This is a genomic window from Ornithinibacillus contaminans (genome assembly GCF_001038425.2).
GTDB classification, from domain to species: domain Bacteria; phylum Bacillota; class Bacilli; order Bacillales; family Amphibacillaceae; genus Ornithinibacillus; species Ornithinibacillus contaminans.
In genome coordinates this window covers 1-14094 of the sequence record NZ_LDPV02000036.1, presented here as the reverse complement: position 1 = coordinate 14094, position 14094 = coordinate 1, and the positions used below count along the sequence as shown (strand labels likewise).

Sequence of the window (14094 nt, the reverse complement as noted above, 5' to 3'; positions counted from 1 at the left end):
CAGAGAAGGGAAGAGGAGAAATGAAAACAGATATCGATATAGCACAAGAGGCTACTCTAAAGCCAATTCATGACATCGCCAATGATCTACATTTAGAACAAGAGGACTGGGAACCATACGGCCATACTAAAGCAAAGCTTTCAGCTACACTCTTAGACAAATTGGCATCGAAGCCCTCCGGAAAGATAATATTGGTTACTGCTATCAACCCTACACCAGCTGGCGAGGGCAAATCGACCGTAACAGTAGGTTTGGGACAGGCTCTAAACAAAATCGGTAAGAAAACCGTCATTGCACTAAGGGAGCCCTCACTTGGTCCGGTAATGGGAATTAAAGGTGGGGCAGCAGGGGGAGGCTACTCTCAAGTATTACCAATGGAAGATATTAATTTACATTTCACAGGTGATTTACATGCTATTACAAGCGCAAATAACGCATTGGCAGCAATGATCGATAATCATATCCATCAAGGAAATCAATTACAAATCGACCCAAGAAGAATTGAATTTAAACGCGTAATGGATATGAATGACCGAGCATTACGGCAAATAGTTGTTGGACTTGGTGGACCATTACGAGGAGTCCCTCGCGAAGATGGATTTAATATTACCGTTGCATCTGAAATCATGGCTATATTATGTTTAGCCACTGATCTGCAGGATTTAAAGAAACGAATTGCCAATATAATGATTGGTTATACATATAAGGAAGAGCCTGTATATGTGCGTGATTTAGCAGTAGAAGGTGCCTTAACATTACTTCTTAAAGACGCTATCAAGCCTAACCTTGTACAGACAATTGAAAATACACCAGCCATCATTCATGGTGGACCATTTGCCAATATTGCACATGGCTGTAATAGTATAATTGCGACGAAAACAGCAGCAAAGCTTGGAGATTATGTGGTCACCGAAGCAGGGTTTGGGGCTGATCTCGGTGCAGAAAAATTTCTTGATATTAAAACTAGAGCTGGAAATATTGATACCGATGCAGTTGTAATTGTCGCAACCATTCGCGCTCTAAAAATGCATGGTGGGGTAGCGAAGGATCAACTAACCACCGAAAATGTGGAAGCATTAAAAACTGGTATTGCTAATTTGAAAAAGCATGTTGAAACCATTGAATATTTTGGACTACCGTTTGTGATTGCTATTAATAAATTCCCAACCGATACACAAACTGAAATTGATTATGTTTCCACTTGGTGCGACGAAATGGGCTATGAGGTTGCCCTTACAGATGTGTGGGCAAAAGGTGGAGAAGGTGGCATAGAACTTGCGGAAAAGATTGTTCAAACAATAGAGACTCGCGAGAAGAATTTCAAGCATGTATATGAACTAACGGATTCGCTGGATACGAAAATACGAAAAATAGCACAGATTGTTTATGGTGCCACTGATATCGAATTGTCAGCTAAAGCAAAAAAACAGATTGCTCTTTTTGAAGAACAGGGCTGGGGAGAATTGCCAATATGCATGGCCAAAACACAGTACTCCTTATCTGATAATCCAGCGTTACTCGGTAGACCATTTGATTTTACGATTACGATTCGGGAACTAAGACCATCCATCGGAGCCGGGTTTATCGTAGCGCTAACAGGTGATATTATGACAATGCCTGGCTTACCTAAAAAGCCAGCAGCTCTTAACATGAACGTTACAGAAGACGGTAAGATTGTAGGGCTATTCTAATGAACGAACGAAAGCAACTAGAAGCCGTTACTTCATACTGTCAAGACATATTTGGAAACGATGCAACTGGACACGATTTCTTTCATCTACAACGAGTAGCCCGATTAGCGAATCAAATTGCTGTTGAAGAGGATGCTGATGTATTCATTTGTACAGCAGGTGCTTGGCTACATGATGTTGGTGACCACAAACTTTTCCGTGATCCTTCCGGTGCATTACACAAGATGGATTTATTTCTTCAATCCATCACGCTTACCAATGAACAAATACAAGCGATTCATCAAGCTATTGAAAATATATCCTATAGTAAAGGTAAAATACCAGACACCATCGAAGGACGTATTATTCAAGACGCTGACCGAATTGATGCACTTGGTGCAATTGGGATTGCGAGAACCTTCGCATATGGTGGTGCTAAGAGTCGGCTTATTTACCATAACGAGGACAAAAGTGAAACATCCATCCAGCACTTTTATGATAAACTTCTAAAGCTAAAGGATACGTTGCATACAGCCAGTGCTAAACAATTAGCCGAGGAACGCCATCAGTTTATGGAGGCATACTTAGATCAATTCTTTAGGGAATGGGGATAATTTATCAGGAGTGCGGGTCAAAAGGATTTTGAGCAAAATAAAAAACGAACAATGTGCATTCTATTAAATGTACATGTTCGTTTTTTATTCATTCAGCGTCGTCATGTCCCGAATTTTTCAAATTAAGTAATTTAACGCCCAATCCGTTTCGCACCTAAGTATCGTGTTTTCCAATATGATTCGCTCAAAGAACTTACTTCTACACCATCTAATCCTGCATGAATAAATTTCCCGTCACCGACATAGATGCCCGCATGCGAGGGACCTGGTTTATACGTTTCAAAAAACACTAAATCCCCAACTGAAGGAGCACTCACGGAAGTACCGAAGTTCCAAATATCAGACACCGTTCTAGGGATTGTTACTCCATGTGTGTGATAGATATATTGCAAAAATCCACTGCAATCAAATCCACCAGGTGATTCACCGCCCCATACATATGGTGTACCAATATACGCATAAGCGGTTTGTACGATAGCTGCATTACTAGCATTTTTAATCGACACATTCTTAATGGAAGTTTGTTTAGATGCTGTTTTAACTGATGCCGCTGCTTGTTGTTTTTCGGATTCATACATCGTACTTAAGGATTGTTGTGGCGCCTCGTCAAGAAAATCGATGTCATGTTTTTCCTCAGCAATCTCAACCGCTTTTTTCGTTAGCGGTCCATACATGCCATCAATTTCTCCTTCATAATACCCGAAGTATTGAAGGGACTCCTGAACAATCCGAACATCTTCACTTTGTAATCCTGGATAGACTGAACCTGATAAGCTTTCGAGACGTTTAATATGGGTTTCTATTTCTACTTCAATAAGGGCATAGATCGTCTCTTTATCTGCTAAACCAGTCATCGTAATATTATGATCCCGTTGAAACTTTTTAATAGCGTGCTCGGTTAATACACCGAGTTCTCCATCAACTTTATCATCGTAGTACGACATTTCATTTAGCTTATATTGTAAAATTCTGACGGCCTCACCGTGGTCACCGTATTCCAATTCTTCGGCATCCAATAATGTTTTATTTTCAAAGATAGGGTAGGCGCCTGTATAAAGAGCAAATGGTTGACTAAGGACAAAACTATATAAAAGTGTGTTCTTTGCTATGTTTTCAACTGTTCCATTTAACATGCAATTTATCCCCTTTCATTTTGACTCTTGTTAACTAGATTTATTTTAAAAAAGTATTTTTATGAATTACGATTATGTTACAATAAATGAAACAACGTGAAAATTAGAGGAGTGGGCTAGCACATGGTAAAAGGTGAACAAGCATACCTTGATTTATGCAACCATATCTTAGCAAATGGCACGAAAAGGGGAGACCGAACTAATACGGGGACATATTCTGTGTTTGGTCATCAAATGCGATTTGATTTAGAAGAAGGATTTCCACTACTAACGACAAAGAAAGTCCCATTTCGTTTAGTTGCAAGTGAACTGCTTTGGTTTCTCAAAGGAGACACAAACATTCGTTACTTATTAGAAAACAACAATAATATTTGGAATGAGTGGGCGTTTAAAAAGTGGGTAGAAAGTGATGAATATTCCGGTCCCGATATGACGGACTTTGGGAATCGTTGTCAAATCGATCCAACTTTTAATGAGCAGTATGAAGAACAAATGGCTTTATTTAAGCAAAAAATTGTAGACGATAGTGCGTTTGCTAAAAAATTCGGTGATTTAGGTTCTGTATACGGGAAGCAATGGCGTGCATGGAAGACGTCACAATCAGAAACTATTGATCAATTAAGCGAAGTGATTGATTCTATTCGCTCTAACCCAACATCACGTAGACACATCGTTTCTGCATGGAATCCTGAGGATGTACCTACCATGGCATTACCGCCATGTCATACCTTATTCCAATTTTATGTTGCTGACGGGAAGCTTTCTTGTCAGTTATATCAACGTAGTGCAGATGTATTTTTAGGAGTACCATTTAATATTGCTAGTTATGCTCTATTAACCCATCTGATCGCACATGAGACAGGGCTTCAGGTTGGAGAATTCATCCATACAATTGGGGATGCGCATATTTATGCCAATCATGTAGAGCAAGTGAAAACTCAACTAGATCGTGATATTAGGAAACTTCCAACACTGCAAATCACTACAGCCAAAACATCTATTTTTGATTTTGAATTAACTGATTTTGAACTAGTAGATTATAATCCACATCCGACGATAAAAGCACCAATCGCTGTGTAAGGAGGATTTTTCATGATTTCACTACTTTTTGCAATGGATCGTAATCGGCTAATTGGAGCCAATAATGATCTCCCGTGGTACTTACCCAATGATTTAAAGTTTTTTAAAGAGAAAACAACAGGAAATACAATTATAATGGGAAGAAAAACGTTTGATTCCATTGGTAAAGCACTTCCGAACCGAAGAAATGTCGTATTAAGCAGAAACAACATTTCACTTCCTGATCATGTCGAATTAGTTAACGATATTTCCACGATTTTGGAATGGGAGAAAGCGAATCCTACCGAGGAATACTTTGTGATTGGTGGAGGAGTATTATTTGAACATTTTTTACCGCATGCCGACCGAATGTATGTTACGTTCATTGATGAGGCATTCGATGGAGATGTCTATTTTCCTGTCATTGTTGAAACAGAATGGCAGGAAACAGCTAAGGTAAAAGGGATTCGTGATGAGAAAAATCCTTATGATTACTACTTTATACAATATGACCGCATCTAACTAATGGTATCTAGCTGTTTAGAAGTTGTATCCAAGACAGTAAACTGATAGAATATAGGTGCAGGTAAATCGGATTACGATTTACCATTACATAACACTATTACAAGGTAAAACTAGTATTATTTTATTTATGCAGAAGAAGGTGTATCTGATGGCAAGCATAGGTATTTCAGGTTTAATCTTAATATTAATTATTGCTTTGGTCATTTTTGGACCAAAAAAGCTTCCGGAAATCGGTAAAGCAGCAGGTGAAACGTTACGAGAATTCAAGAAATCTACGAAGGATCTAACTGGTGATGTCGCTGATGAGGTTCAAGAAGCAAAAGATATTGTAAAAGGTAATGACACAAAATAATTGAAACTTTTGGAGTGAAGATACATGGGCAATATAGGTGTTCCAGGTCTAATCCTAATTCTTATTGTTGCATTGGTTATTTTTGGTCCTTCTAAGCTACCGGAAATCGGTAAAGCGTTTGGTAGTTCCTTAAAGGAATTTCGAAATGCTGCAAAGGATATTGTTTCAGAGGAAGACTCACGTACGAAGCAAACAACTGATTCGTCAACTACTATAAAAAATGACTAATTAAAAGGTGTAAGGTTGAAGTAACCTTGCATCTTCTTTTCTGTTTGTTAAGCAACCAACAAGCACACTGGCAATCGTTCACTAGGAGTGTTACGCATGAAGAACAAGTTTGATGAAAAGGAAATGAATTTTACCGGGCATTTAGCAGAACTTCGAAATCGCATCGTTGTGACGGCCATTATCTTTATTATATTTTTTATTGCAAGCTATATTTTCGTTGAGGATATTTACCGCTTTTTTGAAAGTCATATCGATTTCAAATTAACAATTATTGGAGTAGCGGATGTATTTTGGGTGTGGTTTACGATTGCAGGTATTGTAGCACTAGCAGCAACTATTCCAGTTTTAGCTTTTCAGCTTTGGATGTTTATTAAGCCTGGCCTAACGCCACGTGAGAGAAGGGCATCTCTTGCTTATATCCCAGTGATTTTTCTTTTATTTGTAGGTGGACTAGTTGTAGGTTATATTATGTTTATTAATCTTATACTTCCATTCCTTTTATCGATGAATGATGGAACATTTGTTGAAATGTTTACCGTTGATAAGTATTTTAAATTTATCTTCCGAATCACATTGCCATTTGCCATTATTTTTGAGATACCAATAATAGCCATGTTCTTAACGAGCATCGGTATGTTAACACCAAGATTTATGCAAAAAATACGTAAGTACGCCTATTTTATTTTGGTCATTTTGTCAACGATGGTAACACCACCTGACTTTTTCTTACCGATTATTGTATCCATTCCATTTTTCTTATTATATGAAATCAGTATTTTTCTTTCCAAAATGGTGTATCGCAAAAAGGAACAAAGACATAACGAGTATATGCAAGCTTAAATCCGTTTAATGAGGTGTAATAATGCGTTCGTTTTATCATTTTATGATGACATATCGTGGTAAAAAGAAGCCTGATGATATGAGTAGATTAGCAGATTGGATGTTTCAGGATCATAACTTTCCGAAGCATTCCACAAGCTATCATGAAATTAGTGAGTATCTCGAGTGGAATAGTCCATTCGCAACTGCGCTTTCTGTATTTGATTCACTCTGGGATACCTATCAAACGAAGGAAATAGATTAGGGGCTGGGACATAAGTGTTAATGGTTAGATAAAATCCGAACGTTGGTGCACGATACCCGCTCCAGGAATCAGTGCATTGTTCGTCCTTGTATCTTCTCATTTTACTTATGTCCCAGCCTCTTCATGTAATGCTATAAATATCGATTACCTGAATGGATTGTAGCACACCGTCATGGGATTTAAGTGTGATACGATGATTTAATGAATCCAATTTAGTTACAATGCCTTGTGATGTTAATTTTTGGCCACTTTTATAATGTTCAATTCTTACCACTTGTTGTACATCATATGCTCTTATCATACGAGTGTTTAACACCTCGAGTTCTTGTTCATCCAATACAGTCCGTTTAATCTTAGTATCTTCCTTCCATATATGCCTTAATAACTCTACATGCTCCGGCAGCATTAAAGATGCCCATTTAATAGATCCTCTATCCTGTACCACTTTACGTCACCTCCTATACATTATACGCGAACATTTGTTTGTGATTCAACATTTCGTTATACTGAAGCCGAAAAAATCATGGTAAAATAGACTAATACGAACTGAAATATTTTAAAATCGTAGCAGGGGGAAAGCACATGAAAATATTGCATACTGCCGATTGGCATTTAGGTAAAATCGTTAATAGTGTCCACATGACAGAAGATCAGGATTATATACTGAATCAAATACTCGACATTATCAGGAAAGAACAGCCCGATGTTCTGGTAATAGCTGGAGACTTATATGACCGTGCTGTACCACCAAAAGAAGCAGTCGACCTACTGAATCGTGTCTTAACCACCCTTGTCACAGATATCAAAATTCCTGTTCTAGCAATTTCTGGAAACCACGATAGTCCCGAACGTCTTGAATTTGGTACCGAGATGTTTCGCGCCCAGAACTTATATATCGAAACCAAGCTTAGTAGAAGCCTCGAACCAGTCATCCTAAACGATGAACATGGTCCAGTTTATTTTCATCTAGTTCCATATATTGAACCTGCAGAAGCTCGAGAGTTCTTTGCAGATAATAGCATTCATTCCCATCAAACCGCGATGGAAGCAGTTATTCGTTACATTAAACAGCACCATGACATGACGAAACGTCACATTTTTGTTGGACACGCTTTTGTCGCAGGTGGCATGGAATCTGAATCAGAGGAACGACTATCCATGATAGGTGGTACTCCCTATGTCGATGCGAATCTATTTGATGATTTTTCCTATGTGGCATTAGGGCATTTACATCAGCCACAACGGATAAGACGAAATGTCGTCCGTTATAGTGGATCTATCCTGAAATATTCTTTCTCAGAAGCTAACCATAAAAAATCGGTAACCATCATTGACTTGGATGAAGCGGGTACTTGTGAGCTTGGCTATATCCCATTACAGCCTAAACATGATTTGCGAGTTGTAGAAGGATACTTCGAAGAACTAATGGCTAACCCTTTAGAAAACAATGAAGATTACTTGCATATCCGATTGTTAGATAAAGGGAAAATTATGGATCCCATGTACAAGCTACGTAAGGTTTATCCCAATATATTGCGATTAGAACGAGTTGGCTTAGCCACTACTAAAAGCTTAGTCGACCTACAACAAATTCGCCAAAAACAGTCCCAGTCACATCAAGAATTGTTTGCATCGTTTTATAAAGAAATTACAGATGAAGCGATTGATGAGAAACAACTAGAATACATGGAAAAAGTCATTTCTACAGTCATGACGAAGGAAAGAGGGGAATAGTATGCGGGCGATAACCCTAAGTTTGACGGCATTTGGACCATATCTCGAAAAACAAATTATCCGTTTCGATGAACTTGGTGATGAATCAATTTTTCTGATAACCGGGCCAACCGGAGCTGGGAAAACAACGATTTTTGATGCGATTTGCTATGCATTATACGGAAAGGCAAGTGGATCAGATCGTGATCAGGATTCTTTAAGAAGTCATTTTGCCACCGATGCAGAACCAACTGAAGTAACATTTCGGTTTTCTTTAACAAATAAAATCTATGAAATCACCCGTAATCCGAAACAATTAAAAAAGAAGGAACGCGGTGATGGCTATACAGAGGAACCAGCTAAAGCAGTTTTATACGAAGTGAATGATGGGCAAAAACAACTACTATCTTCCCGAATTAAAGATGTCAACGAAACGATAGAAGAACGTCTAGGATTCGATTATGAACAATTCCGGAAAATGGTCTTAATCCCACAAGGTGAATTTCGTAAACTTATCTCAGAAAACAGTCGCGAACGTGAAGTGATTTTACAAAAAATATTTCGAACTTATTTTTATGAACAAATTACTGAAGCATTAAAAATGGAAGCAAAAGATATGGAAGCCGCTATCCGTAAATTGGAAACAGATATCACGTATGAAATCTCCAAGGTTCAATGGCGAAATGAAGAAGTCGAAGAAACAGATAGTGTTGAAGAAGTACGAAATCGTTTAGTTCAGGAAAATGAGGATACGAAGCAATTAATCGAAGTCGCAACCCAAAAGAAATTGATCCAACAGGAAAAAATAAAACATGCTGAGGAGAAACTCCATCAAGCAAAATTAATTGAAGAAAAGTTTAGCGAGCAAGAACTGTTGACAACTCAATTAGAAAAACTAGAGCGTGATCGGGATCAAATCGAGCAGAAAAAAGCAACACTAAAAAACGCACAACAAGCACAACACATCATTCCATTAGAGGAACAACGGATTGCACGTGAAAAGGAATGGCAGCATCAACTAAGCCGTTTAACCAAACAACAAGAACACGTAACGCAGCTAGAAAAGCTATTTACGAACATTTCCGTTCAATATTCTACAGCGGCGGATAAAGAACAAGAGCGTGAGCAATTAAAAGAAGACATTAAAGCAGCAAAAAAACAGCTCGAGCAAGTAAATCATTATCTTGAATTAAAACAACAGGCGGATAGACTTCAAAAGAAGAAACACCAGGATGAGGTAATACTTTCCGAGGTTGAAAAGCATTTAGCAACAAATGAACAAACATTAGTAGCAATTGAAACTAACTTAAGTGAAGAAAGCTCGCTTACCAAAGCTTTTTATGAGACAAAGGATACACTTAACAAACAAGCGGAGCTTAACAGAAAACTAAAAGAGTTGCGAGATGAAAGTAGACTTTTAGTTCAATTGCGACAGGAATTCTCCGTTATCCATCGAACCTATCAAGAAAAACAAAACGAAATCAAACAGTTACGAATACAATACGATTCTTTAGCTGTAAAACAAAAGGAACAATACGCCTCTTTACTTGCACATCAGCTCATACCTGGTGAACCTTGTCCAGTCTGCGGATCCAAGGACCATCCAGCAGTAGCTACAACGATGACAGTTGAAGAGGATCATCAACAAATGAAGCAATTAAAGAGCCTTCTGGAACAAAAGGAACAAGAATTCGAAGCATTTCAGCAGCAATATATTGATTCGAAAACAACTGGACAAAGCAAACGAGACCAAGTAGTTAATCTACAACAGCAATTAGCCGAAATCGCGCCGGATATGAACGCCGAAGAGATGGATAAGCTAGAAGTAGAGACCGAAAGACAGCTTGACCAACTACAGCAAGATCAGAAAGAAATAGCTGATAAGCTATCGAAACTAAATACGTTAAAAGAACAGAAGGAAACCTTAAAACAGAAGGAAACAGAATTAAAACAAACGTTTGAACAAACCACCAAGTCCATTCAACAAACACAGGAAGCGTTCGTTCAAATAAGAACACAAATCGAGGAAACGAAAAAACTACTTCCTGAAGAATTGGAAGACCCGACAACCTTTGTGCAATTGGTAAATAGAAAAGAAAGGCATTACGAGCAACTCCTATCCGAATGGGAACAACTTAAAGGATCTTACGAAACCGCTCGTGATTCCTTGCACAAAGAGCGTACCGTATTAGAACAGCTGACAGAATTTGAAAAAGAAACAAAACAGCGTTATGAACACCAACTGGAACAATTTATTGCCGAAGTCAAAACAAACGGTTTTGACAGTGTAGAGTCCTATGAGCATGCTAAGCTATCACTAGAGGAACAGAAGCAATTAGAAGCTCTACTGCAGGAGTATGAAAATAAAACAAAACAACTACGCTATCGTTTGCAGGAATTAACAGAGCAACTTGCCAAACTAGAGCGAGTTAATCTAGTTGAATTGGAAGTGGAAATAGGGCAATTCCAGCTAGAATTGCAAGCCATACAGGATAACTTATTTGCACTTACAGCTAAGTTAAAGCATGATGAAATAATTCTAAGTCAACTAACTTCTACTATAAAACAGCTAAAAACACTCGAAAAAGAATATTATACTGTAGGTAAATTAGCAGATCTTTCTAGCGGAAATAATTCATTACGTTTATCGTTTGAACGATACGTCTTAGCATCATTTTTAGATGAAATTTTACTGCAGGCTAACATTCGTTTAGATCGGATGACTGAACACCGCTATCAGTTGATTAGAAGCGGAGAAATTGCAAAACGAGGCGCTCAAAGCGGATTAGACTTGGAAGTCATGGATCATCACACAGGAATCAGACGTTCTGTAAAAACACTTTCCGGTGGGGAAGGGTTCAAAGCGGCATTAAGTCTTGCGTTAGGATTGGCCGATGTTGTACAAGCCCATGCTGGTGGGGTTCAATTGGACACACTGTTTATTGATGAAGGCTTTGGAACACTTGATGAAGTTTCCTTACAACAAGCTATAAATTGCTTGAAGGATCTTCAAGAGAGTAATCGATTACTCGGAATTATTTCCCATGTTCCACAGCTTAAAAATGAGATCCATACAAAACTCATGATCACACCGTCCCATAGAGGATCCAGTTTAACATTTTCTTTCGGCAAATGATTCAGCAAAACGACCAAAAAGCTTGGTTATCTTACTTTATTCGCCAATAATCGTCCATAACCGCATCCTGAATGTAGGTTTTTGCGGTTACCCGGGAAATATCGTACTATCCTATCATCCAATAGCCTACACGTATTCGAATAGCTTACGTACAATGAACTAGAAAAATTTATGAAATGAGGGATTACTGGATGATATTCCCGAATCGGCAACAGCCTCCAATGAATAATTTCATACGTCCAAATAACAATTTTTCATTTCCGGGTCGTAGCTATCAACCATTACCTGCGCGCAATAACATTGTATCGATGGTGCAGCAATTTCTTAGCCCTAACACTAATGTTACGCAGGTAGCTACCAAAGGGGTAGAAGGGATATCACGGACACTAAATGGTGTTCAACAAGTCTTACGGGTTGTTGATACAGCGGCACCAATGGTGAAACAATACGGCCCGCTAGTTCGTAACTTACCAGCTATGTATCGAATGATGAAGGCATTTAAAGATATAGATACTGAAAATGAGGATTCTGAAATAGAAAGCGAAACTGCTGAAAGTGTTGACAACTCACCAAATGCAATATACGAACAAGACGAAAGACCAATTAGAAGAAGCGGACAAGGACAATCTACTCCAAAATTATTTATTTAACTCAAACGCAAAACTTGATTTTTGCTTCGAAAAGATTAAGAATGAGATATAATAAGATATTTTGGAGGTATTCATGATGACAACTTCAATAGAAAAAGCAACATTTGCTGGTGGCTGCTTCTGGTGTATGGTTGAACCATTTGACCAACGTCCAGGTATTATCAACGTTGTTTCAGGCTATACAGGTGGCCATGTTGAGAATCCAACCTATGAACAAGTATGTTCAGACACAACCGGTCATGTCGAGGCAGTTCAGATTACCTTTGATCCAGAACTCATGCCCTATGAGCAATTAGTGGAAACCTTTTGGCAGCAAATCGATCCTACTGACCCTGGTGGTCAATTTAATGATCGTGGTGAGTCCTATCAAACCGCAATTTTCTATCATAGTGAAGAACAAAAGGAAATAGCGGAGAGGTCCAAGCAAGCTTTAGAAGCGAGTGGCAAGTTTTCTAAACCAGTTGTAACAAAAATACTTCCTGCCAAGCCGTTCTATGAAGCGGAGGAGAAGCATCAGGATTATTATAAAAAGCAATCCTTTCACTATCGATTATATAAGAAGGGTTCTGGCAGGGAAGACTTTATTAAGAATACCTGGAAGGTCGACAAGTCTGATTTAAAAGAGAGGTTAACGCCACTACAATACGAAGTAACACAAGATAGAGGTACGGAAACACCATTCCAAAATGAATACTGGGATAATGAGGAAGATGGGATCTATGTGGATGTTGTATCAGGTAAGCCGTTGTTTTCATCAAAAGATAAATATGATGCTGGATGTGGTTGGCCAAGCTTCACAAAGCCAATTGATAACTATGAAATTATCGAAGAAGTGGACACATCACACGGGATGGTAAGAACAGAAATCCGAAGTAGAACAGCAGACTCTCACTTAGGACATGTCTTTGAAGATGGTCCAGTAGATCGTGGTGGACTACGTTATTGCATGAACTCAGCTGCGATGCGATTTATTCCAAAAGATAAATTGGCAGATGAGGGTTATGGCAACTATCGTAAATTGTTTGATAAATAGCAGGGAGAACGACTGTGGTTAACCATAATAGTATTATGTTAACTAAAATGAAGTAGAGGAGAATACTTAATAATGATGCATTTAAAATGGGAGAATAACCAAACCTTAAAACAAATTGAATGTGTGCATGCAAATGCCAAAAAGTTCGTTGTAGACAATAAATTAACGCCAGGAAAAGTCTATGATGTAAAAAATGAAACAGAAGAGTTTTACTTCATTATTGATAACAGCAATCGCATTGCTGGATTTCGAAAAGATTATTTTAAAGAAGTGTAATGTGAGAGCCGATTGAACTGCCCCCTGTCAAGTAGACAGGTAAAAAAACAAATTTTTTGTGCCATGTATGAATTCCATGCATGGCTTTTCTTATGCTGGAATTCTTAGCCCCATCTTCAACGTCACGCGCTTTGTATTATAAAATTCAATATAAGCCTCAATATCTTTTTCTAATTCTTCAAATGTGTTATAAGTGGTTAATCGATACATCTCTTCCTTGATGATCCCCCAAAAATTCTCCATTGGACCGTTATCAATACATCTACCAACACGTGACATGCTCTGGATAATTTTGTGTTCTTCCACAAAGTTTTTAAATCCATGGGAGGTGTATTGAAAGCCACGATCACTATGAAATAATGTCTTCATTGGAATAATCGTATCTTTAATCTGAGTGACCGTATCACGTACTAAGGCATTGTTATTATGTCGTGATAATTTATAGGCTACAATTTTATTTTCACCATAATCCAAGATGGCACTTAAATATGCTTTCGAATGAACTCCGTACTTGAATTCAGTGACATCTGTTAATAATACTTCCATCGCGTTATAGTCGGCTTGGAATTTTCTATTTAAAACATTTTCAGCTATATGTTGCGGTTTATGTGGCTTATAGGT

General features: G+C 38.2%; 16 protein-coding genes. 13 read left to right on the top strand and 3 right to left on the bottom strand.

Going from position 1 to position 14094, the window contains the following annotated elements:
- Window positions 1-20 precede the first annotated feature (20 nt).
- Together JF53_RS08765 and JF53_RS08760 are read left to right on the top strand one after the other, a co-directional pair.
- Window positions 21-1691 carry a formate--tetrahydrofolate ligase gene (locus JF53_RS08765; RefSeq protein WP_047980080.1) on the top strand — a complete coding sequence of 557 codons (1671 nt, stop codon included), beginning with the start codon at window positions 21-23 and terminating at the stop codon, window positions 1689-1691.
- Window positions 1691-2284, top strand: coding sequence for an HD domain-containing protein (locus tag JF53_RS08760; RefSeq protein ID WP_047980081.1), 594 nt, complete (start codon window positions 1691-1693; stop codon window positions 2282-2284). Before JF53_RS08765 ends, JF53_RS08760 begins: the two co-directional genes overlap by 1 nt.
- A gap of 131 nt (window positions 2285-2415) precedes the next feature.
- Here JF53_RS08760 and JF53_RS08755 read toward each other — a convergent pair whose 3' ends face one another.
- A complete protein-coding gene (locus JF53_RS08755) occupies window positions 2416-3417 on the bottom strand; it encodes a C40 family peptidase (protein ID WP_047980082.1) in 1002 nt (333 codons plus the stop codon).
- A 123-nt stretch (window positions 3418-3540) separates the two neighbouring features.
- Here JF53_RS08755 and JF53_RS08750 point away from each other — a divergent pair, with 123 nt between their 5' ends.
- The 6 genes from JF53_RS08750 to JF53_RS08725 all read left to right on the top strand — a co-directional run bounded on the left by JF53_RS08750 (window position 3541) and on the right by JF53_RS08725 (window position 6665).
- Window positions 3541-4497, top strand: a complete 957-nt coding sequence (locus tag JF53_RS08750; protein WP_047980083.1) for a thymidylate synthase — start codon at window positions 3541-3543, stop codon at window positions 4495-4497.
- Window positions 4498-4509: 12 nt separating this feature from the next.
- Window positions 4510-4998, top strand: a complete 489-nt coding sequence (locus tag JF53_RS08745; RefSeq protein WP_047980084.1) for a dihydrofolate reductase — start codon at window positions 4510-4512, stop codon at window positions 4996-4998.
- Window positions 4999-5149: 151 nt separating this feature from the next.
- The gene (locus JF53_RS08740; RefSeq protein ID WP_083443589.1) at window positions 5150-5353 is read left to right on the top strand and encodes a twin-arginine translocase TatA/TatE family subunit; all 204 of its coding nucleotides are present in this window, start codon (window positions 5150-5152) and stop codon (window positions 5351-5353) included.
- A gap of 24 nt (window positions 5354-5377) precedes the next feature.
- A complete protein-coding gene (locus JF53_RS08735) occupies window positions 5378-5581 on the top strand; it encodes a twin-arginine translocase TatA/TatE family subunit (protein ID WP_047980085.1) in 204 nt (67 codons plus the stop codon).
- Between the two features lie 96 nt (window positions 5582-5677).
- The gene (tatC, locus tag JF53_RS08730; protein ID WP_047980086.1) at window positions 5678-6421 is read left to right on the top strand and encodes a twin-arginine translocase subunit TatC; all 744 of its coding nucleotides are present in this window, start codon (window positions 5678-5680) and stop codon (window positions 6419-6421) included.
- A 22-nt stretch (window positions 6422-6443) separates the two neighbouring features.
- Complete coding sequence (locus JF53_RS08725) at window positions 6444-6665, top strand: YozE family protein (RefSeq protein ID WP_047980087.1); 222 nt, start codon at window positions 6444-6446, stop codon at window positions 6663-6665.
- 121 nt (window positions 6666-6786) lie between these two features.
- On the opposite strand, the gene JF53_RS08720 is transcribed toward JF53_RS08725, so the two are convergent.
- Window positions 6787-7110 carry a YolD-like family protein gene (locus JF53_RS08720; protein WP_053071843.1) on the bottom strand — a complete coding sequence of 108 codons (324 nt, stop codon included), beginning with the start codon at window positions 7108-7110 and terminating at the stop codon, window positions 6787-6789.
- 137 nt (window positions 7111-7247) lie between these two features.
- Here JF53_RS08720 and JF53_RS08715 point away from each other — a divergent pair, with 137 nt between their 5' ends.
- The 5 genes from JF53_RS08715 (at window position 7248) to JF53_RS08695 (ending at window position 13473) form a co-directional block, all read left to right on the top strand.
- Window positions 7248-8399, top strand: a complete 1152-nt coding sequence (locus JF53_RS08715) for an exonuclease SbcCD subunit D (protein WP_047980088.1) — start codon at window positions 7248-7250, stop codon at window positions 8397-8399.
- 1 nt (window position 8400) lies between these two features.
- Window positions 8401-11514, top strand: a complete 3114-nt coding sequence (locus tag JF53_RS08710) for an AAA family ATPase (RefSeq protein ID WP_047980089.1) — start codon at window positions 8401-8403, stop codon at window positions 11512-11514.
- A 191-nt stretch (window positions 11515-11705) separates the two neighbouring features.
- Window positions 11706-12164: a VrrA/YqfQ family protein gene (gene vrrA, locus JF53_RS08705; RefSeq protein ID WP_053071844.1), complete on the top strand. Its 459-nt coding sequence runs from the start codon at window positions 11706-11708 to the stop codon at window positions 12162-12164.
- Window positions 12165-12240: 76 nt separating this feature from the next.
- On the top strand, window positions 12241-13197 hold the full coding sequence (msrA, locus tag JF53_RS08700) for a peptide-methionine (S)-S-oxide reductase MsrA (RefSeq protein WP_047980090.1): 957 nt from the start codon (window positions 12241-12243) through the stop codon (window positions 13195-13197).
- A gap of 72 nt (window positions 13198-13269) precedes the next feature.
- Window positions 13270-13473, top strand: coding sequence for a DUF6501 family protein (locus JF53_RS08695; protein WP_047980091.1), 204 nt, complete (start codon window positions 13270-13272; stop codon window positions 13471-13473).
- A gap of 90 nt (window positions 13474-13563) precedes the next feature.
- Here the strand turns inward: JF53_RS08695 and JF53_RS08690 are convergent.
- Window positions 13564-14094 (bottom strand): IS3 family transposase (locus JF53_RS08690; RefSeq protein ID WP_047982126.1); only part of this gene is annotated, 531 nt, incomplete at its 5' end.